We start from the raw sequence: 24,760 nt of genomic DNA on the forward strand, positions 1-24,760 counted from the left end.
TTCCAAAACTTGTAAAACCAGGGGCGAAGTTTCCACGCCAGCCCCCGGAGTACCCCAGAACAGAGGCAACTCAATTAAGCCATGAAAAACAAACGGCTGCTACTGCTTTCGATCGCCGCCTTCAGTGCGGCACAACTAACAGCATTCATCACTGTACAGACGGATGCTCAAGCCTACCGACCAGGTAGCCTCAACCAATGGGCAGAGCGTTCAGGAAACCGCTGGCGGCGCTACCGACCAGGGGACCTCAATCAATGGGCAGCGAGGACAGGAGAACGGTTTAGACGCGCCTATCTTACCCCTCGTGCCACTGTCCGTCTGCCTACCAGATACGACGAGTGGGGCTCAAACTAATGTCAAAAAAACACGTTAAACAACTCTTAGCCCTACTACTGCTGCTGCTGCCTCTAGCTGGCTGTGGCTCAGATGGCGAAAAGTTTGGTCCACTACCATCAGACATCGCGCCGTTTTTTGGTGGTGGTGGTGGATCTGCACCGGCTGCACCTGCCCAGGCACCTGCCCAGGCTCCAAACGTACCGGGAACAGCAGGAGTGATGGCAATCCAGCGAGAACAGTATGGAGCGGTTAACGCGGCAGGCTGCGATGCTATAGCGCGACGCATGGCGAAGCGAGGCTTTCGGCTTGTCGAAGTCGTTCCTAACAATCTTGGGACAGGGGGTGTGTTAGACGTGATCTGCGTGTTTGAATCAGACAGTGCAGATCCCGGCGATGGCAGGATTTATGCTCCACAGTATTGAGGCTAAAACAATGAACTTAACGATCTTTCAGCCACTTATTAACGAGCAGCGCCACCAGCAAGAGCAGCAAAATATCCAGTGGGATCTTGCGCCGCCTGAAGTTGGTAGCCTCATCACCACTGGGGGCGATCGACGGTGGCAAGTGTTCGCGGTTGAGGAGTACAAAAGCGAAAACTGTTCGGTCTATCTGGCTCATATCCATCCAGAAGGTGAACCGCTGCCAGTACCAACTGTGGGCACCATACAGGCGTTACGGCAGTTCTCGCCCTACCTGTCGTTCTACATTCATGTCGCCCCAGACGATAGCTTTTTGGGGCACGGTTGGAGAATGAACGGAGACGCGCCGATCGGTCAGTTGCTCACACATGGAGGCTCAGGAGTTGAGACCGAAGACGGCATCAAGTTTGAGAATGTCTACCTGCCCTGGGTCGTTGACCTGATCGACACCTACAAGCCCGTAGGGGAAGCAAGCTACACCACTATTCATCTCTGCCACTGCTTACCCGTTGCATTGCCTGAGATGGCTGTAGCGTAGAGCGAGATGCACCAATGCTCCGGCGATCGCATAGCTCCTGTGCGGTCGCTTTTTTTAGAGCTGAAACGCAAACCCGCAGCACAATCGCCACACCATCAGGTGATTCAACGCTAACAAGCGGCAGGCCAGCCGCAACAATGGCACGATGCAAAGCAGTAGTATTCATCCAATCACAAAGCCTTTAAGGTTGCATTGAGCCGGACTGCCAGCACCAACAAAGGTCGAAGTCGTCCCACCAAATTCAATCATGGCGATCGCGTGATAGCCGAGTCCAATCAAATTCGTATTTAAGAAGGCATAAGACGCATTATCGTGACCAGACACGGCAGAAAAACCGCCATACAGCGATGCCGTGTAAGGAGTTGTTGTACTGTCCACACCGAGCCCACAATATCCAATCATGGTGATCCGTTGCTGGAAAACCACAGAAACCTGTCGCGCATCCAAGGCTAATAAAACCTCAACCTGATTCGTTGCTGTAGCCCTGGTTTGCCGCCATGCCGCAGTCGTATACGTCCAAGAAGCGGTGGTGTCAGTTTGGCTTAACGCCCTCATCTGAAGGTTATAGACGTTACTGAGAAACCGCTTCAACGCCGAATCCTCAGACTGCCCCGTGACGCTTGTTGTACGGAAGGTGCCCAGCAGCCGCCGATCGTCGGCAGTTTTGACCCATGTCCCATTACGCAAGCTCACAGCACTAGCGCGAGTCGTGCTGTTCGTCCAGGCCACAGCCGTCAACGTCAGGCCAGCACTGTCATGCAAGAAAACATCATAGTTCGTGTTTGCAGTCAGCCCAGACAGCGATAGGGATAGCTCGGTAAACGCGTAAAACTGCCACGCTGAACCATTCCAGAGATGAATGCCGTTGCCCACATAGGGTGTATAGTAAACCGTCGTTGCCGCTGTCACGTCCGCAGTGGTCAGCCCGTTGCCACTGGTGAACGTCAACCGCCCCTGAGAAAGAATGCCGTCAGGCACTAACTGAGCCGCCGTAGTAAAGTCCGTGATCGTGCTGGCAGTTTGATTGTGAGCCGTTGGCGTTCTCGCGTCAGTCAACCGCGCATCATTCCCAGCACAAGCCGTAGCCGCAGAGCTGCCCAGCGGCAACTGTGAAGACGTAAGTTTGCTCGAGCCGTCCAGAGTAGCCACACCCGATGCAGCCCCCGCCGCTGTCGTCGCAATGGCTCCCACTTGAGCCGCTGTAGTACTGTGCGGGTTAGACGTGTTTGCTACATGAGACGCATACACAGCTAGATCGGTGTCTAGGGCATATTGGGCGTGAGGATCGGCAGCGGCAGTGTGAGCCGTCATCACGGCAGTAGCATTACCCGCCGCAACAATAGCAGCCCGTAGTTCATCAATCGCTTTGATGCAGCCGCCCCAATTAGCTTGGTAAGCAGTCACGGTAGGAGTCCCCCCGGCAGCGACGACAGCGACCCGTAACGCGGCGACGATTCTACCCCAGCTTGGGTTAAAGTTTGCGACCATTTGAGAGGCATTTCAGGTTGAGAAAAATTAGCGACCTGTCGATAGCATTCCCTACTGTCTCTCTACTTACCCTAAAAAAACCTTTCTACAGTGGTATGTCTGTGGGTACGTCCACTGCCACCCCTAAGAATAGTTTTGTACCCATCACATGCTTGCACCCCTGCTCTACGTCACAGCCCGCAGTACTACTCGTCCAATCACGCTCTACCTGTTCTGAGTTGTACCGGGAATTGAGCAATTGCTTTTGAGTCTTCGTGTAGTCTGGACAATCGCACTTAAAGCCACTGCCGCCGATCGCCACCTTGGCAACATCGCAGTAGACCGTCTCTGGAATCACAACCTTGAAGTAGTAGTCTTGCCCCGCTTCCAGGCTAAAGGACGCCTCTAGCGACCCCTTCCCCCCATTCGTTGGCGTTTCTGCCAGTGCATCCAGCAACACCCCGGCATCACTCCACAGCTCCACGGCGATCGCGCCCGTAATGGCTCCAACATCGGGCACCGTCGTATAGTCGAGCGTCACTTTCACATCGAGGGCAGCGGCAGCGGCGAACGTGTTAGACGTGAACACGCCCCCGGCAGTAGCAGCACCAGGCGGAAACGGTGGATCAGTGCCAGGTTGAAAAGTTGGCAGTGGCGGCGGCGGCGGCGTGTAAGGCGGCGGCGCAAGCAGAGGCCCATCACCAGTAATCACGACATTCCAGACGTACGACTCATCAAAATAGGATGAGTCGTACAGACCCCGGACAGTGAAAAAGCCATTGGCCGGAAAACCACTCACCACAGAACCATTCAAAAACAGCGTCACTATGCCGCTGGTTGAAACTGTAGACCCAGTACTACCACTGCCAGGTGTATAAGGAGTCGTGAGGGTATCCGCAGCAGTAAACGAACGGGTAAAACTCACCACGTAAGGACTACCAACGAAATGACCGGGTATGCCACTGCCACCCGGAGGAGGCACAAACACATCAGTGGTAGTAACTTGAGTACCCGTAATCGTCAACACTCTCGTTTGACCAGAAGGCACGGGATTATAGTTGCCAGCAAAGCCAGGAGGAAGAGTATAGGTCAAAGCCCCATCCGCTGGCGGTGCAGGAATACAAGCATGAATCCCCTCTGCTGACCAGTCAAACGCCGGATTATCCCAGCTCCACACAACCGTAGGCTCTGGACAGGTTGGCGGTTGTCCTGTCTTGGTAATCTCATCGGCAAACGCTTCAACGTCCTCCAGGCCACCACCCCCCGCAGTAACAGCCCAGTGATCAAGCTTGGAACGGCCCGATTCGTAGAAAAACTGTACCCGATCGCTCGGTTTGAACGCACGTCCGCCAGCATCCCGCAGGTTAGCGGCATCATCCCCGGTCAAAATCTGCCCATTCCAGACCACATGATCCGGCCCCGCAGCCGACAGCTCCACAGCTTTGCTATAGCGGAGAGCTTGCGACTTATAACGCGCTGTTTGTTCTGGAGTATAAGCAGGAGCATACCCAGGCAGACGACCCCGCCGCGCCGACGCCGCGCCCCCATAGCCTTTGGGTTTAGTTGCTTTGTTTGACTTGGTTGGCTTCATCTCTGATCCCAGACCTGAACGCAAAGACACCCAGCCATTAGCTGAATTGATATTGTCCACCGTGTAACACGACGCGCAAGGCGACACCGGAGGCTGTACCGAGGGCAACATACAACTGATCACCTGGACTGAGCAGGAGTCCAAAACTACCCGTAGGCGTCAGCACGTCAGGGAGCTGCATGGCTGTCCGTGCGATCGCTGTAGTGTTGTTGGTGCTAGCCGCCGCCGCAATAGAGGTTTCTAACAGTAAATCTTTCGCCGTGCCACCTGCCACAATGCGAAACAGGCGCAACACGTTCGCGGTAAAGTCCCCTGCCGGAATCGCCCACACGCTATAGACCAGGAAGCCGGACTCTGATGCCGTACCCAGGAGTACCCCAGAACCTGTAACCCCATCTCGCGTTAGCGCCTGACTGGTGAGTGAGGCTGTCCAGAGCTGAGGTTTTTCGACAAAGATTGCAGCCTTATTAATCGCCATTACGCAAAATACAGATACAAGTCTGTGCCGTAAGTCAGGTTATAAGTGATTTCTACGGGAGCCGGAATCACCGGATCGGTAACAGTCTCAGACAAGCGCCGGGAGTCTTGCAGCTCAGGATCGCGCCAGTTCCGCACCCCCAGCGACGTGGCTAACGCGTTGAGTTCCTTCATGTAGGCTCGTTCGCGCTTTTGGAGTGATTCAGCCTGATAGTTAACATCCGTGCGGTTCACATCGCCCAGAAGGAACCGCTTGGTCACAATGCCCGACCCTTGAGCATCCGTTTCAGTCTCTACCTCTGTCCGATCGCAGCGGTCGAGCCGATCGCGGATTTTTCCCACCGTGAAGCTGTCCGCAATTTTGGTCATGCGGATTTCCATTAACGTCCGATCGCCCGTGGGTACCGACTCGTTATAGCCGAGATGCCAACGAGCGCGAGACTTGTCTAAATCGCTCAGAGAGGACATTAGGGGTTAATGGTAGTGTCTTTGCCACGTTTGGCCTTGAGATGAGTCGCAGGCAGCTCGACAGAGGCAGGTTCCCCACCAGGGAGCTGCACCATTTGAGGCATCACAATTTCATTACCGATCTGGTAGCCAAGCACAACGCTACCATCAGGGGTTTTGAGTTCAGAAGCCTCTACCATTTGCCCTTTATACGTTACTTGCATCATTGACCTCTAGAGAGAACCCGCCGCAACGCCAGCCGCAATATACGCTTGAGACTTCGAGCGCAACGCATCAAACGCCTTAATGGCAGGTTTGCGCTTGAGGTAGATAATCTCAATATCGACGTAGACCAGGCCAGCCGCCGCCGCCAGCGTACCCGCCGCCGCGTTAGAACCATCCGTACTGAAAAGCTGCCAGGTAGCCGCCGCCGTCGAAGCGACCCAGGTACCAGGCACCGAGGCAGAACGGACAGACTCAGCCGTATAGGCGAAAGGAGTTGCAGCCGATACCGCACTCGACGCAGACGTAGCCCCCGCCGCCGTCGTCGCGAGTGGAGCCAGTTTCAGCACACGGTTAGCCGCGTCAGCGACCAGGCCCGCAGGCAGGTTAAAGGAGCAGGAAGCATAGTAGATCGGGTCAGTCGCTGTCCCTGTCAGAGTAGCGGGGTTGCCGTCAGCGTCAGTGATCGCAAACGAAGCCGCAGCGGTTGTATTGACAGCCGCCACGCCAAAGAAACCGAAGGCGCTAAAGCCAGGAAAGAGGTTATCGATACCGCTTCGCAGAGCGGCGCGGTTTGAGATGTAATTACCAGCAAGAGGCATAAAAGTAGAGTGAGGGGTGAAGGTGTAAGAGAAAAGCGTCTGTCCAGGTTTGACAGCCAGAAAGCATCAGGTTACAGCGGCAAATGTACGCGCTTCAACACAGCAGCCGCTGGAATCATCGTCATCAAGGAGGTAAACCACATCGCCCCACCACGACCAGATGAAGTGGAAATGACGGTTAAAGTCTGTCTGACTGTCCACCTCAACAATCGGGCCACGACCACCGGAACCGATGCCGATCGCCGCTGGCCCTGTGAAGATGCCCAGATAAGCGGTGAGAGAGTTAACGGTGCGTGTGGGCAGGTTATTGGTGGGATAGAGCGTAAAACCCTGATAAACAATGGGAGGCAATTCTTGACCCCCGGCAGGCATTGGCATCCCACTGATAGCCGTACCAATCGACTGAGGGCCAAAGCCTTGATAACTCTGAGCCGCAGGCACCTGACCACCTTGAATCGTGGCGATAGCAAAGTTTTTGAAGTCGGCATCAGTCAGCAAATGCGCGAGCATCTCTTCTGAAATAGCGCCGTGATAGGTGCCGTCCTGGAAGCGCGGGGTGTTCTTTTTGGCGAGTTGAAACTTAATCGACATCAAATCGTTAGACGTAAACTTGTCTGTAACCAGCGTGTTAGCGTCCGTCTTGCCTGCTGGGTTGCGCTTGACGGTCGTGTTCATCGCCTCCAGGTAATGGATGCGGTCAAACCAGCGCTGGAAGTCATCCGCCAGGTTAGCCGATCCCACGCTTTCGTGAAATTTCTGAATACCAAACTGCCACAGCATCTGGCGGGCGTAGAGCATATCCTCTTTCGTCAGGTGCAGCGTTGAAGCGTTGCCATTGATATCCGAAGGGCCGGAATGCTCGTAAATCGAAATGCTCTTTGTAGACTTCGAAAGCGCTTCTGCGTTAGCCGTGCCAATAATCTGCGTTTTGTCACGACGGCGAGACGTTTTAGTCAGACCTTTCTCACCCCAGGGTTTAAAGCGATCCAGTTGCACTGACTTGGTTCGCACCGCTGCATAGTCGTGGACTGTGGGCGGTTGAAACACTTTGAGCGCGGGATACGCGGGAGCGAACCGCATCAGGTTACGGCCTAAAACGCCGGGAACCGCATCGTCCAAAAAAATAGCCATGAGTTAGAGAGTATAGAGGACAGTGTATTTCCTTGGTTGGGTGGCTTGTTACACGGTCAAAACGGGCTTAGAAATCCCCCTGGATGAGCGTTCCCGCTAGTCCTCTCCAAGCCTCATCGGGTACAGAGTCCCAGAGCTGGTAAGCCGCAGACAGGTTATCGACGGGATAGCCCATTGCTGTAGCCTGTTTAATCTGGTTGTAGTAGCCCTCTAAAGTCGTTGGCTGCTGCTGCTGGCCAGGTGCACCACCGGGAAACGTTTGGCGACCAGCAGGGGCTTGAGAAGCGTCAGCCGGAGCGTTGTTAGTTGTAGGGTTCCCATTTGAGTCAAACGCCGCTAAAAACTGCTCGCGTTGCTGTGGATCACTTAAGACGGCTAAAAGCTGCTGCTGTTGTTCTTGCATCGTTACGTACTCACGGTTTAAATCGACCAGGCTTAGACCCTGCTCGCGCAAATAAGATTCATCGGTCGGAAAGCCATGCTCATCAACCGCAGGTTGGCCGCTAGAAGATTGACCGGATGGCGTTGAGGACGGGGGAGCGGTTGAAGTCGAGGAAGCCGCCGCCGCTGGAGGCGGACTCGCTAACGGTTGAGCCGGGGGTTGGGAGTTGAAGAGGTTCCCTAACATTTGCTGGCTCCATGCCGTCCAACTGTTGCCCCCGCCCTGACTGTTGCTGGATTCTGGCGACGGTGCCGAGGGCGGCGCTGATGGCGCGGTTGGGATCGACGTTGCTGGGGCTGTCGTTGTTGGGGACGGTTGAAAATTGCTGTCCATAGTTCAGATTGTTGATGATAAAGGGCAGTAGATAAGCGCTCAACGGTTGACCTGTAGCCGGATCAACTTGCGGAACGCCCGTTAATGGATCAATCGCCTGGTTAAGCTGTTGCAGCATCCCAATGGCAGTAGAAAGGTAGTCACTGGGAAAACCGCCATCGCTAACCATGCCATCCAGTTCACTGTCAGATTTCCCAGGAAAGACGTATTTCAAAGCCTCCTTGGCGCTAACGCCGACAAATTTCATCAGGTTACGAGCGCTGATCGTGCGGAGGTTGATCTCGTTCGTGGACTCCACAAACACGGGAGCAGCACGCCAGTTCACCGTCCGATCGCCCATCTCAGGCAGACCCATCGCGCCACCAGAGGCCAGGTTTAACATCTCCTCCGCATAAATCGCCATCTCCAGGATTTCGCACAGTCCCAGCGTGTAGAGTGCCTCTTGCTTCTCTGCGGCTGTGGACTGCACTTTGCCGTAAACGATGCTGGTTTCGGCGGCAGTCTCGATCCCACCTTCATACACGCCACCCATCGCTTCTCTGAGCTGTTGCTCATAGCGGCTCGCAAAGGCCAGTAGATCACCAGGCACGGGATTGATCACTAGCTGTTGAAACATTTCGCCTTCGTCAATACCCCCGATCACGCGCTTGATTTTGCGTTGGCTCCGTTGGCGACGTGGCGAAGACGCGCCCGCAGGACGATAGCCGGAGGCATGAGCGACCCCACCAGAATACAAATCCTCACCCATTGCCTCAGTCACTTCAGAGGCTTCGCGGTTGGTTAGCAGTGGCGAACGACAGAAAAAATCCAGGTTCTCGATAATCGCTTCGATCATCGTGTCGTGAGCTTCGATCCGGGAACCCATCTCCTCAAAATCGCTCACCCCTTCTTTCTCACTGGCGGGCACTGGGTTCAATACTTCAATGCAAGGAATGAAGCCCAGGCTATTCGCGATCGGCGCAGTGGTTACAGGCGTCTGATACTGATCATTTTCAAGGTCTGGTTTGGCGTCCCCTTCCTGCTTCTCGATCACATCAGCCGTGAGCCGCAGCCTCACCCAGCGTTCCTTTGTCTGTCCGGATGTCTGACGCGCTTTATAGCTGTAGATGATAACCACGGCTTCTAGATCGCCGTTCGCATCGTAATCCGCACGGTATTGATCCGCAGGGTAATCCTGAATGCGATAGCCGTCCGCCACCGGACGCAGGTAAAGCAGCAGTCTGCCCCCCTTGATCATGCGAACCAGCATACTTTTGAGACGCGTCTTGAGCCGATTTTTCCGCACCAGCCGATCAATAAAGGTTTTTCGCAGGCCCTCACTGTCGGTTTGCGCCACAAATTCCACCCCCCCAGCACGGGCGAAGGTGATCATCTGCTGCAAATGGTTATGAATAACGAGACTTTCCCCGTTACCCGCTAAAATCTCTGGGAGTGTTGCCATAGCCCCAGAATGCCCAGACCACATCAACCAATCGCACCCCAGAACACAGGCGAATTTACCCTACTCGCCAAAGTGGTTGGGTCAAGGGTGTGGCAGAGCGTATCAAACGCACACTGGCAAGAGCCACATGATGAGTATTACGGGATGATGCTGCTGAAAAATTGGTGTGTTGAGTATGTCGAATACTTGAACAGCGGCGTCATTTACCGCGTCATACGATCGGACCGCAGACACGCCTATAAGTTGGAGTGACTAGAGATGGCGTCAACCTGAACGGTTGCAGTATGCCATGCATCGCAGAACGCGCAATACAGCCGCTTGGCATCAGTCAGATTAAACGAACCCCGACCGCAGCAGAGACAGATAATCGCTGGCTCATGCGGGTAAGACCCCAGAACATAAGTAGAACATCCCGCGACGGACAGCGCCGCCCGTCGTTGGCTTGCCAGTGCTAACCGTTGCTCGTTGTTCATCATATTGCTCTCCTTAAACAGGCACCCGATCCCAGTTTGCCAGCGCGCCTAACGCTTCCCAGCAGGCCACGTCTTTAATCATCGGTTTGATCGTCTGCACCGGGAAAGCGCTTTCAACTTGCCAGGGTGCAACCTGTTCATCAAACTGCTCTAGCCCAGCCATGACCAGCGCCAGGACTGCCAGCAACATTCCCCGATCGGACCCGCAGCAATAGACCAGGCTGTAACCGTCGTCTCTGACAGCGTTCGCACAAATGCGGAAACCAAAGATCACCGGGACGATACCACACTCCCACACACCAGTATCAGAAAGGTAGCGCACCACATAATGATCATTAGCAGGAGCTTCAGTAAATTTCATCGCGTTACACGGTTAGTAGGTCGGAAGCATGAACTACCATAACCGAACCGTCAGCTAACTTCACCGTGCGCCGAGACGTTCTAAAGTCAGCATAAACAAGCTGAACTGGCACAGGTATGGAGACAACAGAGCCATCACGGTAATAGTGGAAGACAAGTAAATTCATTTAAGGCAAATACGATAAATCTCAATCGGTAAGCCCTGGCTACGGTTAAATTCATCTTCTGCCTTCTGCACCGTTTCAATCGCTTGATCCTGAGTGTGGAACGAGTTAACAAACCGCCACCAGCCCGGAAAGATCCAGAGGAACGGCGATCGCTTCTGCACTTCAAAACGGTAGCAGCCCACAGGCGTTTGATGGTCGAGGATGCGAAATTGTAGGCGTTTCATGGCGCAGTGTTTGGGCGGCGTTTTGGGCGGCGAAATTTGTGCGCCCTCTCGATATGATTCCCTTACCTCTGTCTACTTACCCTAAAAAAAGGTTTGTAGTCTAGCTCTGTCCAAAGCCCTTGCCCCTCTGCCCCTCATACTTTGCTATCGCTAATTTTGCATAATCTACACACTCCTGCTCTAGCCCCTCAAGCACGGCAGCGCCCCTCTCTCCATCCCAATCGTCAGGGATAGTTTTAAGAATGGCCAGCAACGTAGAAGCACCGTTATAGAAGGCTTTCTGCATCTCTTGTCTTTGAGCTAACGTCGCACCCGCTGACGCTAACCCTTGCTCATACCGCGCCCAAACACGCGCAAGACTTTCCATTAGCGATCGCCCTCCTTCGCAGCCAAAGCAGCCGCCTGAAATTGCATCAATTGAGCATAAGTCGATGGATCGGTAAGCATGAGATCCAAGATCACATCCTGAGCTAATGCTTGCACAACTAAACCTTTACCAAACTGCAACAACCCAGCGCAGTCAATACAAACCGAAAGATCACCAACGCTGGGAGAGTCAAGGCTAAACGGCACCGAGCAAGCATCAAGCTTATAACCACAGTGAGGACATAGGTTTTCAGGCGTCCGAATCGTTCTACCAATAGCTGCCACCATCATTCGATTACCTCACGATCGCACATCATTTCTTTGCACTCGTCTCCCCCATCCTGCCCTAAACTCTCACACCGTCGAGCCTCTGAATCCGCTTGCAGCTCTGCCAGCATCCCCAGCGCACCCGCATAGAACGCTCGTTTATACAGCGCTCGTTCCAACACTGAACACTCAGCGAGGGCCGAAGCTTCAAACGCTAACCATTGCAAAGCCAGGGAATGCATCATGCTACGCAAAGGATAGAGGACGACGCGATCGACGTTGCAGTCTGCTGATTGCCATCTCGCACCCATCCGCTAAATCATCGTGTTCAATATCCAGGCGTAAGAGCTGAGAGACCAGGCGACCACACGGTTTAGCGCGATTGAATCGAACAATGTCATTTTCAAACACGCCGCTGATGCCTTCCAGCCTACTATCCTTATCCCCTTTCGGCGTCACCATCTCACAAACAAAGTTGGAGAGGCGACGGCGCTTCATCTCCACTTTCCAATCGCCCTCAAACGAGGCTTGATAAGCAACCTTCTCCACAATCACGCGGAAATTGCCGTAGGTTTTCCGCAGCTCGCAAATCTGCTTGATTTTCTGGAGGTTCCCCACCATGCGAAACTCTAGCGCCTCAACGACGTAGAACATCTCTGCCTTGCGACCAACCAGCACCATCGCAGTATAGTCACTGCGTTGCTTCTCAGACGCCGCTAAATCGATGCCTAAGACCAGTTCATCAAAGCTAGAGGGTAAAGACTCATACTTAATCCAACCGGGCTTAATGCTGGCTTCATCCTCATTCTCTGGCAGACGGTTCTGGTACTGATAGCAAAAGATGAGCGGTTTCTTATCCCGAATCTTTTGAAGCTTTGACAAGGCAAACCGAGCAGGCCAGTAAGAAACCTCATGACCCCGCTTGTCGTACTCGATCGCACCCTGCTGGATGACCTCCCAATCGTTCTCGGCTGTAAACTCAGTGGCGTGAATGTCGTCACGACGGAACCTGGTGCCAATTGAAACGACCCGACCCCCAGGGATAAGCGTCGGTTCCAGCACCTCACCCCAGTTGCAGATCATCTTTTCGCGTACGTCAGGGTTAGCAATGGCAGCACTGGACTTGATCAAGTCATCACAGATAATCAAACTGGCCCGACGCGACGTAATCGCGCCGCAGACGCCGACCGCGTAGAACGTATAGTCAGAGTCCAGTGCCGTCACTCCGGCGTATTCTTTATCAATCTCCCAGTCTCGATCGGACCAGCGCTTCCCCGGTCGAATATGCGGGAACACCTGCCGATAAGCCTTACTTGCTACAATCCGCTTCACCATGCGGGATTGCTTCAACGCCACCGATTCCGAATAGCCGACGTAGATGATTTGAATGTGGGGATTCAGCCCGATCGCGAAGGCAGCATACAACGCCAGCCATGTGCTTTTAGCCGAACCACGCGGAGCCAGAATCGACAGATAGCCACCTGAAATGCCGTGTAACTCGGTGGAATCTTCACCAGTAACGAGGTAGGGAAACCAGCTTGAATGGTGCGCGGCTGGCTTTTTATCAACCACATAGGCACCAAACGCGCCTAAATCTTGACGCGCCAGGAGAGCCGCCGGAGAGGATGGAGCGGGTTGAGCCTTACGGTTTTTAGCGCGATACTTAGCGCGAGAGTGCAGACGGACAGGCATAAGCAGAACTGGGTGATCGCTCTAGGCTGACTGCTCAGAGTGCCTTTAGAGAACCGTTAAGACACTGGAATTTAACCGTTCACCTCTTGCTCCAACTGCAACAACGCCGCATCACAAAAGTCTGTAATGCTTTCAGCCTGCGAACTGTCCTCAGAAAGATGCCGCAGGATCTCGACAACACGATAGCCCCCAGACAGCTCTAAAGCCTTCCTGTCTCGCGTCACCTTAACGTCTTGCAGCACTCTGGCGCAGGTTCTCATCTCCTTCAGCAGGTTGCCAATCGTCATCATCAGATCGCCAGCGCTAGCAGAGGCAAGCCGTTCTGGGGTGCAATGCTTCATCAAGGCATCTGTCAGGTTGACTGCGATCGCCATGCTCATCTGTAAGGCTGTGAACGGTTCCACACCCGCATAATTCAGCGTCAGCGCATTGATCACCTTCGCCTCATGGCCGACCGGATGAGTCGCTGTAAACCAGGCTTGTACCGCAGAACCGCTGACCTGAAAGCCCAGCTCCTGCAACCGTCGTTGGATATCCCCATAGGTCGGACTGAAGCGGCAGAAGTGGTCAAACCCTGCCAAATCTTCAGCCCTCATCTGCGACCGGGCCTTATCAACATCAAACTGTGGGCTTTTCTGTGCCATAACTCCCTACTCTCTATCCCAATTGCGCCCTGGCCGCCGCCATATTCAAATTAGCCCCGCCAGGAGTGCCATTAAACAACGCCAGCGCACGAACAGCGGCGTCTTTGCGTCGTTGTTCCTCCAGACCAGACGCATTGGTCTGTACGTCCTTCTGACCCTGAATGCCGACCTGCTGACGTTGCAGTTGAGCGGCCAGGTTCTGAGTATTAACCTTCTCAGTCGATTGGATGCGATCGCCCTGACTGGCCCGTTGAGAAGCTAGCTGCATTCCCAGGTTGTCACGCTGCACCGCTAAGCGCGTATTCTGCAAATCGCGTTGAGCCACATTCGTATCATTCAAACGGCCCGATGCGGCTGTTGCCGCGACTTGCTGCTGATCTAACGCAGCCTTCAATCGAGCCGCCTGCAATCCCGCTGGTGAATTATCGGCACTCTGCCCAGATTGAGCGGCTGCAAGCGCTTGCTTCAGCTTGAGAATTTGCAACTGACCCTCTAAGGCGTTGCTTTCCTGGCCAGCAGCCGTAAGGCCACCGATCTGAGAAACGGTTGTTGTACGAGGGCCACCGATGAGGCCAGGACTGGCAAAGCTGACCATGTTAATAAACTCCTAGTGAACGGTAACGAGCAATCCGGGCTTTATCCTCAGCTGCCATACTGTTGGCAGTGTCTTTGCTGAGGTTGGCAACCAACACACCAGCGGCCTTAGAGCCTTCCCCCTCAGCTTTCGTCTGAGCTGCCTGCATGACGCTATCAGCTTTAAGGCCAGCCACTTTAACGGTTGCGTCAGCCTTAGATTGAGTGCCCAGTAGGTTGACGCCAGCAACCTTAACCGTGCCATCGGCTTTGATGCTGGCAGTATTGGCAGCGCCCAACTGCTTCACGCCCTCTTGCTGCACTTTGTAGCCACCCGCAACGGCGGCAGTTTTTACCTTGCCAGCGGCGTTGATTGTGGCGGAATCTACCTTTCCGGCATAGCCGACTTGAGCCACAGCGAGTTTACCTTTATTGCCTTCCTGGGTATCGGCAATTTTGTACTCACCCTTGATGGTTTCGCGCTGGTTGCCAAACGTCCCCTTGATGGTTTCGCGCTGGTTGCCGAATGTCCCCTTGATGGTTTCGCGCTTTTCATTGCTGGCATTCGTGCGGTCTTTCGAGCCACCCTTCCCATACTGCATATCAGCAATGCCGTAGCGGGTCTGGTTGGTCTGCGTGACCTGACGTTCCCGACTAGCGTTCGTGCGATCGGCGCTGCCCCCCTGCCCATCGCGTAACTCACGCCCCTGAAAAAAGCGGTCAGAGCGGTATTTAGTGCCCTCTAACTGCCTGCCACTGGTCAGATCCTTACCTACCAAATTCAGATCCTGCCCCCGCCGCTGCGTCTCCGCACCCACATCGGTACGGTATGTCTGCACATCCTGTCCACGCATCGCAGTGTTTTGCGTCATGTCCTGACCGCGCTGCTTTGTGGTTGATTCCACATCCAGCTTCTGATACTCAAAGCCCTGCGGATTGCCAAACGTCCGGTTCACCGCACCGCCAAAGAGGAGCTGATCCCACCAGGCTGGCTGCGGGTTGGCATACTTCAACGCGGCGGCGTTTGCAGGCGCTGCAGCCGGTGGTGGGGGTGCCCCTGCAATAATCCCTGTGGCCTTTAAAACAGGCAGGATAAGCGCGTATTTTGCCGCCTCTCCTAACCAGGTTTGGGGGCCGATCGCTTTCCCTACACCACCCGCTACCTTCCCGGCAATGCCGCCGACAGCACCCGCTGCCGGCGCTGCCGCTGCTGCCGGCGCTGCCGCTGCTGCAACCTTGCCCAAACTGGCAGGGTTAAACATGACCTGCGTCAGTTGACCGTTGTTACCAGGTGAAGGAGTCTGTTGAGCGCTCGACGCTGCCGACTCAGTGAAGGCGTCACGTTTCCCACCCTTCTCAAACCCTGGTAGTGTCTGCCAGCCTTCGCTGCTTTGCCCCGACTGGTTAAAGCTTGCAGGCTGCAACTGTCCCCGTTGCTGCTGTGCCGTCTGCATGGGTGCAGGCATCGCGCCGCCCTGCGTCACAAAACCACCGCTACCATCTCGCTGCATCGGACGATAGCTGTAAGTCGCGTTGGGGTTGGGCTTAAATTGCCCTTTGATATCGGGATAGTTGGGAGCTGCCTGGTTATAGGTAGCATCTCCCATTTGATTCCAGTTAGAGCTATTCGCGCTCGATCGCGTTTGCCCCGGTTGCCCTGATCCTTGGTTTGGCTGCGGCTGCTGGCGCTTGCTATCGATCGGCTGCTGACCACGCACCGCCTGATCCACGCGATCAGCAGCCCAGCCACCCACCATACTGCCCCCAATCGCACCCGCGACACCACCAATGACACCACCCGCCGCGCTCGAAAGTCCAAAGGTAAACGGAGCCAACGGCGCGCCGATCGCCGCACCAGCCGCCGCACCAGCCCAGGCACCCGCCGCACCGCCACCAGTCGAGCCTACTGCCCCCGCTACCGCGCGGGTCGGGTCTTCTCCTTCTGCCAGTCCGATCCCAGCATCAATGAGGCCACCCACGACAGGCAACCCAAATTTAGAGACCTTGCCTACCGTGCCAGCCGTCTTAGCCACTGTCGCCAGTTGAGGGCTAGATTGCACCGTGTTACGCGCACTTGTAGCCGCTGTGCCGATACCCCTCGCCTTCACTTTGGCAACCCGCAGTGCCCGTGATCCGAGTTCGCCCCAGGTGGGTGGATTGCTCATCAGTTAAGTTCCGAAAGACTCTCCCTACAATGCCCCCTTTGCGACCCGTCGTCACTTTTCAACTTCCCGCTGCCTCTGATCCTCCCGATACCACCACAGCCACGCCGGGATGACCAGCAGCAGCAACGGTGGAAAAGCAAAACACAAACACACCACGATCGCGGCGCTCAAACTCTGCCAAAAACTATGCATTTTTCCCCTCTTCGGTTGGTTGGTCGCTCGTTAGCAGCCCATCGTCTTTAAGCTGCCGCTCTACTGCTGCCCGGATGTAGTCCGATCGCGACTCCATCGCTCTTAGCAGCGCATCAATCAGCGGTGGAAATTTGACGCAGATTGGCTTGAAATCGTGCGACGTCCCCAACCCCCGATCCCAGTTCTGAGCCGCGATCGCTGCGTCAGAGTTCTGTTTGCGTTTGCCCATCAAAAGCGCCTCAATCAGTCTCTTTAGCATAGCGCGTATACTCGCTAAAAAGTTCAGTAGATTTGCTGAGGGTTATGCGTATACGCGCTGTTATCTTAGATATATAGACACCCAACCAAGGTTAACCGACATGACGAAATCCACCGCTTACTGGGCCGCCCCCGCTAACACCACCTACGAAACCGCCTCAGACAACGCCTACGCCGCAGGCACCGCCGCCGCCCAGGCCGGACAAAAGCCCAACCTCAAAGGCATCCCCCAAAGCCACCGCGTTTTCTACATGAGCGCTTACCGCCGCGCCCTCTAGACCCACCGGGGAGCTAACCACTCCCCTCTACCCCAGAACACAACCACCCAACCAAGAACATGCAAACCTCAAACACCTTCCTCTATTCCGCTGCTGCTACCCGTCGTCTGTTAGCCAACGCCACCCGCACCATCCAGATCCGTGAGTTCTTCTACGTCGTGTGGGTCTGGGTGAAGGGCCAGCGCCCCACCTTCATCTCTAAGCGTCGCTACAAAACTGAGTTCGTTGCCAGCCGCCAACGCGCCGCCCGTGCGCTCCAGGTCATCAGCCAGCATCACGGCTACTTCGGCATCGTCTACACCGTCACCAGCAGCCAGCCAGCGCAGCCAGCCTATCAAGTCGAAGTTGCAGGCACCCACATCGCCTGCACCTGTGAAGACTGGGCCAACCAGATCGATCGCTTCGGTAAAGCCGTCTGCAAGCATGGTTACGCCACCTTGCAGCACTTAGGGCATGAGACCCTAGCCGCTTACCTCAACCGTTAACACGCGCTTTGCCGGGAGTCGCGCCCCGGATTTGCTACACTTTCACCACGTAAGAAACACCCAACCATGAACACCGAAGAACTGACTCAAATCGTCACCGCGCATCAAAGCGCGATCGCACGGCACGATCAATGGTTTGCTGAACATCAGCAGGCTATAGCGCAGCACGATACTCAGATCGCTGAAATCAATCAAACCCTAGCCACAACTGCCGCGCTACAACAACTCAATCAAAAGCAGATCGATAAACTTACAGCCGAGGGGCAGCTCAGCAGACAAGCGATCAACGAACTCACAGCCGGGCTTGTAGACCTGAGAGTGATGGTTGCTGACTACATTCAAAGCCGTGAGCAACCAAAGTAAAGCGCGTCGTTAACCCTCTTGCCCTCATTACCTGCTCCTGGTAGTGAGGTTTTTTTTGCCGTTGTAACACGGTCATTGCGCCTAATCGTCCCCAGCCGCACCCGCCCGATCGCCCTCTTTTCAGCCCCGATTCACCTCCACAAATTTCAGCCACGTCTCGATAGCTTTCCCGTATTCCCCCTGAGTCACCCCAAAAAAAGGTTTGGGCAGTCTAGGTGTACTGTCTCTCTCCTGCCCTCCCATGCTGTCTTGTGAACTCACTGAAGACGATTACGCTGCCCTCCACCCCTACCAGCACGAACGCTTACGATCGCGCTTCCCCGACGCACTCAGCACGGCGATCATGACGACGACGTTGGAAGAACAACTGTTGATTCGCACTGATAATCACGCTGCGATTGACGCGCTTGGCAGACATTGGGGTGAGTTGATCGAGCTGACGTACATCGCCACTGGTTGCCAGTCGATCGCGGTGTACTTGCACGGTCGTGAGGTCTTCAGCCATGTAGCCGTCTTACAATGGCAACAAACAGCAGCAGAGGTTGGTCTTATGGCAGTAGCAGAACGGCAGCAGACAAAGGCAACACCCAGGCAAACAACCGCAGTAAAGCGGATGGAGAAGGCAGCGGCGGCAGTCGTCGAAGCAGCGCCAACGCGAACGATCAATGATGTGGTGCAAGAGTTAACCGACATGATCGCGGCACTGGCGATCGCTAAGGTTGAGGCTCGTTCACCGTCTCTTGTGAATGGGTTAATAGCTCAAGATCAGATCGCTCATGCCCCAGAACAGACGGCAGCTCCAGAGCTCGTCTCTGATGCGCCCACTAAGCTACCAAAAGTGAGGCTGCAAGGACTCTACATACCGATTAAGGGCAATTGGGGCACTTGTGCGAAGCGCTATCTCAAAGCGGTCGATCCCAAAGGCGATGCCGCCAAGGCGTTGAAGGAAATTGTACAGGAAACACCAACCGGACTCGCGCACATGGAACGAGCAGTCAGAGAGTTTCCAGAAGCCGATCGCGCGATTGCAAAGACAAGGCTAAGACTTGCGTTTAACAAACTACAGGACGAGCGGAGCAAGGCATGATAGGAGCAGAATCTTGACTTAGACGACGTACATCCTACGTCGTCTCTTTTTTAGGACTCATCGGAAGGTGTGCGGAAGCTGGAACGCACGATCGGCGGTTGCAAGATATGTTTCTCGGCGATGCGCGTGCTCTTGGGCTTAGTCGCATAGTGATGAAGCCAGGTAATCCAGGTAACTTTGCCATCCAGACCATCAGCATCAAGGGAGCGAATTAACTCCTCCCAGGTGAGCACTTGACCAGGAGGTGTTTGAAGCACTCGCTTGGCGATCGTGCGGACGATTTTGGCAGCGTAATCATTCCTTCCCGCCCAAGCAAACGTATTCCCCTGTAGGTCTAAGGCCAGGACAACGCTGCATTCGACGCGGCGAAAGTATTCCAGCCTAGAGTGAACGAACCGAGCCGATATCGGTTGTTTGCTCACCCAGCCCGTGAGGAACAAGTGAGACGCCGCTATGCCTCTCTGCTGCTGCATGGCTAAACGAGCCTTCACCTCAAAGGCTCGATGCCAGTCTTTCGGCAGGGTAGCGACTGCGGTTGTACGCCGTAGCTCTTTGGCTTGAGCCAGATTGACCAGAATGATCAAAAGGTCGAAGTGAGCCGTTTCATGACTCACTAGCCACAGTTGCACCAGGCCGGGAAACGTTTCTGATTGGCCATCAGCAAGCAGGTAAAGCAAGCATTGACCATCATTAGATAGATGCGTTTCGAGGGCGATCGGCTCAGTGTCAGCCCCCACAGCAGCACGGAGCCAATGCACAAAATCACTCAGCCAGTCGAGGAGCATTACGTTTTCGAGTTTGCTTTTTCCAGACCCTGATCGACTTTTTCAAGCTTGGTTGGAAGTAACAGCCCGACGCCGAGCGTTAAGCGGTTTTCTTGCTTGTCCAGATAGCCCGTAATGATGAGCGCGATCGCTACGTAGCGAATGAGCCAAGCCGTTTTAAGAAAAGGTGAGAGTTTGCGAATCATCATCAAGAGCCGTTGGCTGTCTTGTCTAGGGTGCCCTTCTCTGACGCGCATGAGACGACATTGAGCACTCCCGTTCCAGTCTGTCCACACTAAAACCACCACTACTGAGAGCGTGTCATCATGTTTGAACTTTTCGTCTACGTCGTCGTCGTCATCGCCGTGCTCGCCGTTGTCGCGCCCGGTAGCGCACCCGCTAGCAGCCCACTCTTAGACCTCAAAACATTGAGTCTTCAGGAGCTGAAGGCGTTAGGCAAACAGCACAACATACCTGGCTGGCGAGCCTGGAAGAAAACCCAGACGGCGATCGCCAAATTGCAACTGGTCACACCGGCTGCTGACCGCTGACCACCCACTACTAACCATCCTCCCCGGCTACCAACTCCCCCAGCAACGCGTCAAACGCCCTCATCACCAGCGCCCGGTTACGCGGCTGGATGGTCATCGCCACACGGTTAGCAGCGGCGCGGACGGTGGCCACATCGTTGGCTTTGCCTGAGCTTGCTCGTATCGCGGCCTGGCTGACCGCTGACCGCTGACCGCTGACCGCTGATCGACACGCCTGCTCTACCCAAACCCGTAGCGCCTCGTTATCCTCTTTACTCTGCCACCCCGCCGCCGCTCGCACCTGGGCGTCCAGAGACACAGGCAACCGTAACGCGATCGCCGCCGCCCCCCGACGTTCTTTATATTGGCTCGCAAAGGTGCCCTGACTCAAACGCGGTTGATCTTTCATCATGCCCCACCGTGTAACAACCGTAGTTTACCCTTCTAAGGGCTCTAGCTCATCTTCCGTGGCTACCAGCTGCAACGGCTCCAGCATCATCCCCTCAACGGCTTCGAGCGGCGCGCCATGCGCCAGGCTCATCGTGTACTCCCATCCCGGTGTCCACTCTGGCTCTTCACCGTAGTAACCATACTCCAGGTTGCGCCGCTGCGCCGTTGCCGCGTCCAGGTATTCCAACCCCGTAATCGTGAGCACCTGATCCTCAAAACGCACCCGCTCAAAGAACCCAAACTTCGGTGCTGGAATCTTTGCAGGCAGCGCGATCGCGCGCCGTGCTTCCACGGCTGATACATTAAGCATGTGCTATGCCTCGTGATGAATGAGTAGCGCAGTCAAGGCGATCGCGTCGTTTGCAGCGGCGCGATCGCTCACAAATTAAACGGCTAGAGGCTGCGGCTCTAGATACTCAGCAAAGTTGCAGAGCACAATGAGATTGAACTCATGCCCCGCTCCGATCGCTTGCCGCAACTCAGCTAGAGCGTCGTCCCACTGGTCTACGACTGGGTTTGTAGCGGCGTAGTAGTCGTGAAACTCTTGCAGCAGCACTGCCCAGATTTCCACTACCCCAGAACGCCGCGTGTAAGTCTCAAACCGAGGTGACTTAAAGCCCAACGCCTGCGATCGCTCCAAGAGTGACCAGGCTCGTTCCTCCAGTTCAGACAGGTTAAGCGCCACGCGAAATTCTCCAGGCTTGCCTTGTAACGGGTTAAAGTGCATGGCTTTAAGCGGCCTCACGCGCCATTTGCCCACCATAGGTATGGCGGATAGCTTCATCAGGTACATCCACTTCAAGCAGCCGCTCGATGAGCGCATTCCACTCAAAGCCTAAAACTGTCCCCGGCTCCAATTGCTCATGCAGCAACAGCAAATGCACCTCTACCCGATCGTGGTATTGAATCACGGTCAGTTCCGGCTGCAACCCCAAAGAGTGCCCAAACTCCCAGAGCTTGATTAAGTCTGGCACCAGCGCCACATTTACCGAAAGGTAATGCTCGCCTGGTGATGGCCTCCAAGCAAGCTGCCGAACGTTAGTTCTGATTGTCGTATGCACCAGGCACCTCCCTTTTCTCGGTTCTAAATTTGCAAATCCACTTCACATTGCCCGACTGATTCGGGGTACGCGTCCGTTGCTCCACTGCTACCACTTGCGATAACGGATCACCACCCAACAATTGCTGGCACCGCCTTAACGCTTCTGCCTGCATCACAGCGCTGTCTCGGTTGAAGGGCACCGCTACCTCATCACTCCAGTCCTCAAGGCTCTCTGCGTCTTGCAGCATCTTACTGGCACCCGTAGCAGGCACATGCGGCGCTGGTGCGCGTGCTGGGGCAGCACCCCGACCAAACAACGGCGCAAGGTCAGAAGGCAACGGACCAAACTCACCCTCACGGATGCAAGCAGTTAGGCTCAAGAGTAGCGCGATCGCGCTCAAAGTCCGCACAGTGCTAGTCATCCGCACCCCCCTCCAAAACGTGCAGCGATGCTCTAGGCAACAGTCGTTCCTCAGTCACCCAGCCCCAACGCCGCAACTGCCCAATACACCTTGCTACCGCTGCCACTTCCATGTGCAGCCCTGGGTTGTCCATCTCCGGCTCCGGTTCCGCCAGGTAAGCCACGATCGCCGCCGCATCAAACGGCTCCTCACAGCCCTCCCTTTTCCGGTGCAGGATGGCAGCCCAAACGCTAATGTGTTCACCACCAAACGGTTCCCCCAGCTTCAGCGTCAGCCGCTCATACAGCTCCGCCAATGCCGCCTCATAGTCCGCTTGCTCCTCCGGCGACAGCCGCTCACCATTCGCCCACGGTGGATAACAGCCGTACTTGCGGATGGAGGGCAGCACTTCATGGAACACCCAACGCTGAAACGTTTTTGCCTCAGCTTTACGCGATTTGAAGATGAGACGGTAAAGACCTGCTTCGTTGACGATGATCGTCTTCCGACTTCTGCCGATGGTATCAGGAATCCTGATGTTATCTTTTTCGTCGTCATCTAACCCTAAGTCACCAGTTATGGGGTTGCCGTTAACCGCCATCGAAACATTGGTTAACCCTAAGGCGCTACAAACATCCGCCGCAACCCACCAGGGGTTATCGATATCACCATTCCAGCGAACGTTGTATCGCTCAAACGCTCCAAATAAGGCGATCGCGCTCGTCATGGCTCAACCTCCCGCAGGACAAACAAGTCTCCAACTTCGCACTCGAAGTAGTTGCATAGCCGCTCGATCGTGTTCACATCAACGCGAGTGAAATCGTTGTTGTACAGGCGATTTAGCGTCGTCGTAGCAACGTCAATATCTTCCGCAAGCTTGCGCTGAGTCAGGCGCTTATCAGGCTTTCCTGCCTCAGACAGCTTAAGGTTTCGCTCGTCGATTAACGATGGGAGTCTGCATATCATTTTCCGCATCTCCTAATAGTACTTCCGCTATCATCCTTACACAATCTCAAGCGGAAGTAAATATTTAATTCCTATAAGCGAGGCTTTACATAGCGGAAACACTAACAAATGATAGCGGAAGTGTTGACGATTGATAGCGGAAGCGCTAATATAGAGATATGGAAAGAGAGCGGTTCACGACTCCAATCAAGCCCCGCTCCCTCTCCAAGCAACCCTCATTACAAGGATTTCATCATGTTAGCAACCCAAATCAACTTCGCTCAAACCGCTCCCGACCATCGCGGCACCGGGCGCTGCAACATCCTCCACGCCTCCGCCGATCCCGCCCTCAACCTGGCCACCCTCCGCGCCCAGGCCATGACCGACGACCAACGCTATCAAGCCGGCTTCGATCACGCCTTCAACAACCAGGGCGCACGCGGTAGCCTCAGCGGTTACGAAGCCTACTGGTTCGGTCGCGCCGCTGGTCGCGCCGCCCGGTTCTAGGGCACACAAAGCTAGGGAGTTGCCCCCTCCCTAGCGCCGACAGACTCGCTCAATCATCGTCCCTTGAATCGTGCCTGGAATCGCCGTAAACGCAGCTTTCGTCTTCAGTGCTCCATCACTCATTACCTGGCCAGAATCGTTGTAATTAACCTCTCTGGATACTCGCCAAGTTCTAGTGGTGCAATCAGCCGTATTGAGAGACTTGTAGCTTCTCACGCCATCCGGTTGAGCAACATTAAACACCACCTGATCCCAGTACCGCACAGTCTTTCCACGCTTTTGAACGGAGTGGATATCAAGATAAATCCGCGAAACTCGTCCGATCGCCACTTCTTCCCACTGCACCGCCCTCGCCACCCCTGGCAACAGCACCCCCAACCCGATCGCCACCGTCACCAACAGCCCCTTAAACTTCATCCCGCACTACCGCTAACAACCCCCCTAGTCTTCCCCTTCCCCACCGTGTAACAACGCCATCAGCACACGCCAACCCAAACGAAAACCGCGCCACCCAACCAAGAATGAACGCGGTTTCACTGCCCCAACACATTTGAAGAACCGGGGCATTAACCCCATACTACACGCCACTTTCACCCCAGGAACACCCACATGACCGCCACTATCACCACTAATTGGGCCAAGCTCGACTACGACCCCAAAGAAGCACCCAGCACCGTCAACGGCGTCGAATATACCACGCAGGTTGATGTCAGCGGCGATAAACACCGTCTCTACTACAAGATCGGCGGACTCTGCGATTACCTCAAGCGCGGCGATACCGTCATGGTGGAGCTGATCAAAGGCAAGTGGAAGCTAGGGAAAACCCAAACCCCCGAACTGCTCGCCATCTTGCAGCAACGCAAAGCCACCAGCACCCCGACAGCTCCCACCGACGCACTGACGACGCAGCAGCCAGCACGCAGCAACGATAACGACATCATCGAAATGGGCACGATCGCGCAGAAGTTAGCGGCAATCTTGCCCAACTGGACGGAGCAGGCGATCGCGTCGTTAGCCTGCTCTGTCTTTATCCAGCGCGGGAAGTAGGCTTACAATGCGCTTACGTGGGAGTTGCGCCCCA

Annotated in this window: 41 protein-coding genes; 10 read left to right on the forward strand and 31 right to left on the reverse strand. The window is 55.0% G+C overall.

The annotated features are described in order from the left end of the window. Positions 1–81: 81 nt before the first annotated feature. From C7B82_RS10090 to C7B82_RS10100, 3 genes are read left to right on the forward strand one after another with little or no spacing between them, the layout of a single operon-like run. The gene (locus tag C7B82_RS10090) at positions 82–354 is read left to right on the forward strand and encodes a hypothetical protein (protein WP_106256168.1); all 273 of its coding nucleotides are present in this window, start codon (positions 82–84) and stop codon (positions 352–354) included. Beyond that, on the forward strand, positions 354–758 hold the full coding sequence (locus C7B82_RS10095; RefSeq protein ID WP_106256169.1) for a hypothetical protein: 405 nt from the start codon (positions 354–356) through the stop codon (positions 756–758). The genes C7B82_RS10090 and C7B82_RS10095 overlap by 1 nt, the downstream gene beginning before the upstream one ends. Positions 759–768: 10 nt before the next feature. Continuing rightward, positions 769–1,293 (forward strand): hypothetical protein, encoded by a 525-nt coding sequence (locus C7B82_RS10100; RefSeq protein ID WP_106256170.1) that lies wholly within the window; start codon positions 769–771, stop codon positions 1,291–1,293. A 162-nt stretch (positions 1,294–1,455) separates the two neighbouring features. On the opposite strand, the gene C7B82_RS10105 is transcribed toward C7B82_RS10100, so the two are convergent. The 21 genes from C7B82_RS10105 to C7B82_RS10195 form a co-directional block, all read right to left on the reverse strand. After that, positions 1,456–2,781, reverse strand: a complete 1,326-nt coding sequence (locus tag C7B82_RS10105; RefSeq protein ID WP_106256171.1) for a hypothetical protein — start codon at positions 2,779–2,781, stop codon at positions 1,456–1,458. 85 nt (positions 2,782–2,866) lie between these two features. After that, a complete protein-coding gene (locus C7B82_RS10110) occupies positions 2,867–4,351 on the reverse strand; it encodes a hypothetical protein (protein ID WP_106256172.1) in 1,485 nt (494 codons plus the stop codon). Between the two features lie 37 nt (positions 4,352–4,388). After that, positions 4,389–4,829 (reverse strand): hypothetical protein, encoded by a 441-nt coding sequence (locus C7B82_RS10115; protein WP_106256173.1) that lies wholly within the window; start codon positions 4,827–4,829, stop codon positions 4,389–4,391. Further along, entirely contained in the window at positions 4,829–5,296 is a 468-nt protein-coding gene (locus C7B82_RS10120) for a hypothetical protein (RefSeq protein WP_106256174.1), read from the reverse strand. Before C7B82_RS10120 ends, C7B82_RS10115 begins: the two co-directional genes overlap by 1 nt. Continuing rightward, entirely contained in the window at positions 5,296–5,499 is a 204-nt protein-coding gene (locus C7B82_RS10125; RefSeq protein ID WP_106256175.1) for a hypothetical protein, read from the reverse strand. Before C7B82_RS10125 ends, C7B82_RS10120 begins: the two co-directional genes overlap by 1 nt. Before the next feature lie 9 nt (positions 5,500–5,508). Further along, positions 5,509–6,099, reverse strand: coding sequence for a hypothetical protein (locus C7B82_RS10130; RefSeq protein ID WP_106256176.1), 591 nt, complete (start codon positions 6,097–6,099; stop codon positions 5,509–5,511). A gap of 66 nt (positions 6,100–6,165) precedes the next feature. After that, positions 6,166–7,230 (reverse strand): hypothetical protein, encoded by a 1,065-nt coding sequence (locus C7B82_RS10135; protein WP_106256177.1) that lies wholly within the window; start codon positions 7,228–7,230, stop codon positions 6,166–6,168. Between the two features lie 67 nt (positions 7,231–7,297). Then, positions 7,298–7,633, reverse strand: coding sequence for a hypothetical protein (locus tag C7B82_RS32160; RefSeq protein WP_106256178.1), 336 nt, complete (start codon positions 7,631–7,633; stop codon positions 7,298–7,300). 100 nt (positions 7,634–7,733) lie between these two features. Then, positions 7,734–9,446, reverse strand: coding sequence for a hypothetical protein (locus tag C7B82_RS10145; RefSeq protein WP_146141120.1), 1,713 nt, complete (start codon positions 9,444–9,446; stop codon positions 7,734–7,736). Between the two features lie 236 nt (positions 9,447–9,682). Then, the gene (locus tag C7B82_RS31445) at positions 9,683–9,919 is read right to left on the reverse strand and encodes a hypothetical protein (RefSeq protein ID WP_146141121.1); all 237 of its coding nucleotides are present in this window, start codon (positions 9,917–9,919) and stop codon (positions 9,683–9,685) included. A gap of 13 nt (positions 9,920–9,932) precedes the next feature. Beyond that, the gene (locus C7B82_RS10150) at positions 9,933–10,280 is read right to left on the reverse strand and encodes a hypothetical protein (RefSeq protein WP_106256180.1); all 348 of its coding nucleotides are present in this window, start codon (positions 10,278–10,280) and stop codon (positions 9,933–9,935) included. A gap of 162 nt (positions 10,281–10,442) precedes the next feature. Then, a complete protein-coding gene (locus tag C7B82_RS10155; RefSeq protein WP_106256181.1) occupies positions 10,443–10,670 on the reverse strand; it encodes a hypothetical protein in 228 nt (75 codons plus the stop codon). Between the two features lie 100 nt (positions 10,671–10,770). Then, entirely contained in the window at positions 10,771–11,037 is a 267-nt protein-coding gene (locus tag C7B82_RS10160) for a hypothetical protein (RefSeq protein ID WP_106256182.1), read from the reverse strand. Next, complete coding sequence (locus C7B82_RS10165) at positions 11,037–11,324, reverse strand: hypothetical protein (protein WP_106256183.1); 288 nt, start codon at positions 11,322–11,324, stop codon at positions 11,037–11,039. Before C7B82_RS10165 ends, C7B82_RS10160 begins: the two co-directional genes overlap by 1 nt. Further along, positions 11,324–11,545, reverse strand: coding sequence for a hypothetical protein (locus C7B82_RS10170; RefSeq protein WP_146141122.1), 222 nt, complete (start codon positions 11,543–11,545; stop codon positions 11,324–11,326). Before C7B82_RS10170 ends, C7B82_RS10165 begins: the two co-directional genes overlap by 1 nt. Before the next feature lie 4 nt (positions 11,546–11,549). Next, positions 11,550–12,995, reverse strand: coding sequence for a phage terminase large subunit family protein (locus C7B82_RS10175; protein ID WP_106256185.1), 1,446 nt, complete (start codon positions 12,993–12,995; stop codon positions 11,550–11,552). Between the two features lie 71 nt (positions 12,996–13,066). Further along, positions 13,067–13,639: a hypothetical protein gene (locus C7B82_RS10180; RefSeq protein WP_106256186.1), complete on the reverse strand. Its 573-nt coding sequence runs from the start codon at positions 13,637–13,639 to the stop codon at positions 13,067–13,069. A gap of 13 nt (positions 13,640–13,652) precedes the next feature. Beyond that, complete coding sequence (locus tag C7B82_RS10185; protein WP_106256187.1) at positions 13,653–14,234, reverse strand: hypothetical protein; 582 nt, start codon at positions 14,232–14,234, stop codon at positions 13,653–13,655. Position 14,235: 1 nt separating this feature from the next. After that, on the reverse strand, positions 14,236–16,377 hold the full coding sequence (locus C7B82_RS10190; RefSeq protein ID WP_106256188.1) for a hypothetical protein: 2,142 nt from the start codon (positions 16,375–16,377) through the stop codon (positions 14,236–14,238). Between the two features lie 51 nt (positions 16,378–16,428). After that, the gene (locus tag C7B82_RS32165) at positions 16,429–16,569 is read right to left on the reverse strand and encodes a hypothetical protein (RefSeq protein ID WP_181357432.1); all 141 of its coding nucleotides are present in this window, start codon (positions 16,567–16,569) and stop codon (positions 16,429–16,431) included. Next, the gene (locus C7B82_RS10195; RefSeq protein WP_106256189.1) at positions 16,562–16,828 is read right to left on the reverse strand and encodes a hypothetical protein; all 267 of its coding nucleotides are present in this window, start codon (positions 16,826–16,828) and stop codon (positions 16,562–16,564) included. The genes C7B82_RS32165 and C7B82_RS10195 overlap by 8 nt, the downstream gene beginning before the upstream one ends. Positions 16,829–16,928: 100 nt before the next feature. On the opposite strand from C7B82_RS10195, the gene C7B82_RS32170 reads away from it, so the two are divergent. The 4 genes from C7B82_RS32170 (at position 16,929) to C7B82_RS10210 (ending at position 19,040) form a co-directional block, all read left to right on the forward strand. Continuing rightward, positions 16,929–17,105, forward strand: coding sequence for a hypothetical protein (locus tag C7B82_RS32170; protein WP_181357433.1), 177 nt, complete (start codon positions 16,929–16,931; stop codon positions 17,103–17,105). A 59-nt stretch (positions 17,106–17,164) separates the two neighbouring features. Continuing rightward, a complete protein-coding gene (locus C7B82_RS31450) occupies positions 17,165–17,590 on the forward strand; it encodes a hypothetical protein (RefSeq protein ID WP_146141123.1) in 426 nt (141 codons plus the stop codon). A gap of 66 nt (positions 17,591–17,656) precedes the next feature. Continuing rightward, a complete protein-coding gene (locus C7B82_RS10205; protein ID WP_106256191.1) occupies positions 17,657–17,953 on the forward strand; it encodes a hypothetical protein in 297 nt (98 codons plus the stop codon). Between the two features lie 241 nt (positions 17,954–18,194). Continuing rightward, on the forward strand, positions 18,195–19,040 hold the full coding sequence (locus C7B82_RS10210; RefSeq protein WP_106256192.1) for a hypothetical protein: 846 nt from the start codon (positions 18,195–18,197) through the stop codon (positions 19,038–19,040). A 50-nt stretch (positions 19,041–19,090) separates the two neighbouring features. Here C7B82_RS10210 and C7B82_RS10215 read toward each other — a convergent pair whose 3' ends face one another. After that, a complete protein-coding gene (locus C7B82_RS10215; protein WP_106256193.1) occupies positions 19,091–19,825 on the reverse strand; it encodes a hypothetical protein in 735 nt (244 codons plus the stop codon). Next, complete coding sequence (locus C7B82_RS10220; protein WP_146141124.1) at positions 19,825–20,109, reverse strand: hypothetical protein; 285 nt, start codon at positions 20,107–20,109, stop codon at positions 19,825–19,827. The genes C7B82_RS10215 and C7B82_RS10220 overlap by 1 nt, the downstream gene beginning before the upstream one ends. Before the next feature lie 21 nt (positions 20,110–20,130). Between C7B82_RS10220 and C7B82_RS10225 the strand changes: the two genes are divergently transcribed. After that, complete coding sequence (locus C7B82_RS10225; protein ID WP_106256195.1) at positions 20,131–20,355, forward strand: hypothetical protein; 225 nt, start codon at positions 20,131–20,133, stop codon at positions 20,353–20,355. A gap of 10 nt (positions 20,356–20,365) precedes the next feature. Here C7B82_RS10225 and C7B82_RS10230 read toward each other — a convergent pair whose 3' ends face one another. The 7 genes from C7B82_RS10230 to C7B82_RS10260 all read right to left on the reverse strand — a co-directional run bounded on the left by C7B82_RS10230 (position 20,366) and on the right by C7B82_RS10260 (position 23,193). Further along, positions 20,366–20,743 carry a hypothetical protein gene (locus C7B82_RS10230; protein ID WP_106256196.1) on the reverse strand — a complete coding sequence of 126 codons (378 nt, stop codon included), beginning with the start codon at positions 20,741–20,743 and terminating at the stop codon, positions 20,366–20,368. Positions 20,744–20,770: 27 nt separating this feature from the next. Next, the gene (locus C7B82_RS10235; RefSeq protein ID WP_106256197.1) at positions 20,771–21,094 is read right to left on the reverse strand and encodes a hypothetical protein; all 324 of its coding nucleotides are present in this window, start codon (positions 21,092–21,094) and stop codon (positions 20,771–20,773) included. A 75-nt stretch (positions 21,095–21,169) separates the two neighbouring features. Beyond that, a complete protein-coding gene (locus tag C7B82_RS10240; protein ID WP_181357434.1) occupies positions 21,170–21,547 on the reverse strand; it encodes a hypothetical protein in 378 nt (125 codons plus the stop codon). After that, positions 21,516–21,845, reverse strand: coding sequence for a hypothetical protein (locus tag C7B82_RS10245; protein ID WP_146141125.1), 330 nt, complete (start codon positions 21,843–21,845; stop codon positions 21,516–21,518). Before C7B82_RS10245 ends, C7B82_RS10240 begins: the two co-directional genes overlap by 32 nt. Next, a complete protein-coding gene (locus C7B82_RS10250; protein ID WP_106256200.1) occupies positions 21,823–22,248 on the reverse strand; it encodes a hypothetical protein in 426 nt (141 codons plus the stop codon). The genes C7B82_RS10245 and C7B82_RS10250 overlap by 23 nt, the downstream gene beginning before the upstream one ends. After that, positions 22,241–22,954 (reverse strand): BRO-N domain-containing protein, encoded by a 714-nt coding sequence (locus C7B82_RS10255; protein WP_106256201.1) that lies wholly within the window; start codon positions 22,952–22,954, stop codon positions 22,241–22,243. The genes C7B82_RS10250 and C7B82_RS10255 overlap by 8 nt, the downstream gene beginning before the upstream one ends. Further along, entirely contained in the window at positions 22,951–23,193 is a 243-nt protein-coding gene (locus tag C7B82_RS10260; protein WP_245939818.1) for a helix-turn-helix domain-containing protein, read from the reverse strand. The genes C7B82_RS10255 and C7B82_RS10260 overlap by 4 nt, the downstream gene beginning before the upstream one ends. A 234-nt stretch (positions 23,194–23,427) precedes the next feature. Between C7B82_RS10260 and C7B82_RS10265 the strand changes: the two genes are divergently transcribed. Then, positions 23,428–23,679, forward strand: coding sequence for a hypothetical protein (locus C7B82_RS10265; protein ID WP_106256203.1), 252 nt, complete (start codon positions 23,428–23,430; stop codon positions 23,677–23,679). 30 nt (positions 23,680–23,709) lie between these two features. Here the strand turns inward: C7B82_RS10265 and C7B82_RS10270 are convergent, their stop codons facing one another. Then, the gene (locus tag C7B82_RS10270) at positions 23,710–24,096 is read right to left on the reverse strand and encodes a surface-adhesin E family protein (RefSeq protein WP_106256204.1); all 387 of its coding nucleotides are present in this window, start codon (positions 24,094–24,096) and stop codon (positions 23,710–23,712) included. A 192-nt stretch (positions 24,097–24,288) separates the two neighbouring features. Between C7B82_RS10270 and C7B82_RS10275 the strand changes: the two genes are divergently transcribed. Next, positions 24,289–24,726, forward strand: coding sequence for a hypothetical protein (locus C7B82_RS10275; RefSeq protein WP_106256205.1), 438 nt, complete (start codon positions 24,289–24,291; stop codon positions 24,724–24,726). Positions 24,727–24,760: the final 34 nt, after the last annotated feature.

This window comes from Stenomitos frigidus ULC18 (genome assembly GCF_003003795.1).
GTDB classification, from domain to species: domain Bacteria; phylum Cyanobacteriota; class Cyanobacteriia; order Leptolyngbyales; family Leptolyngbyaceae; genus Stenomitos; species Stenomitos frigidus_A.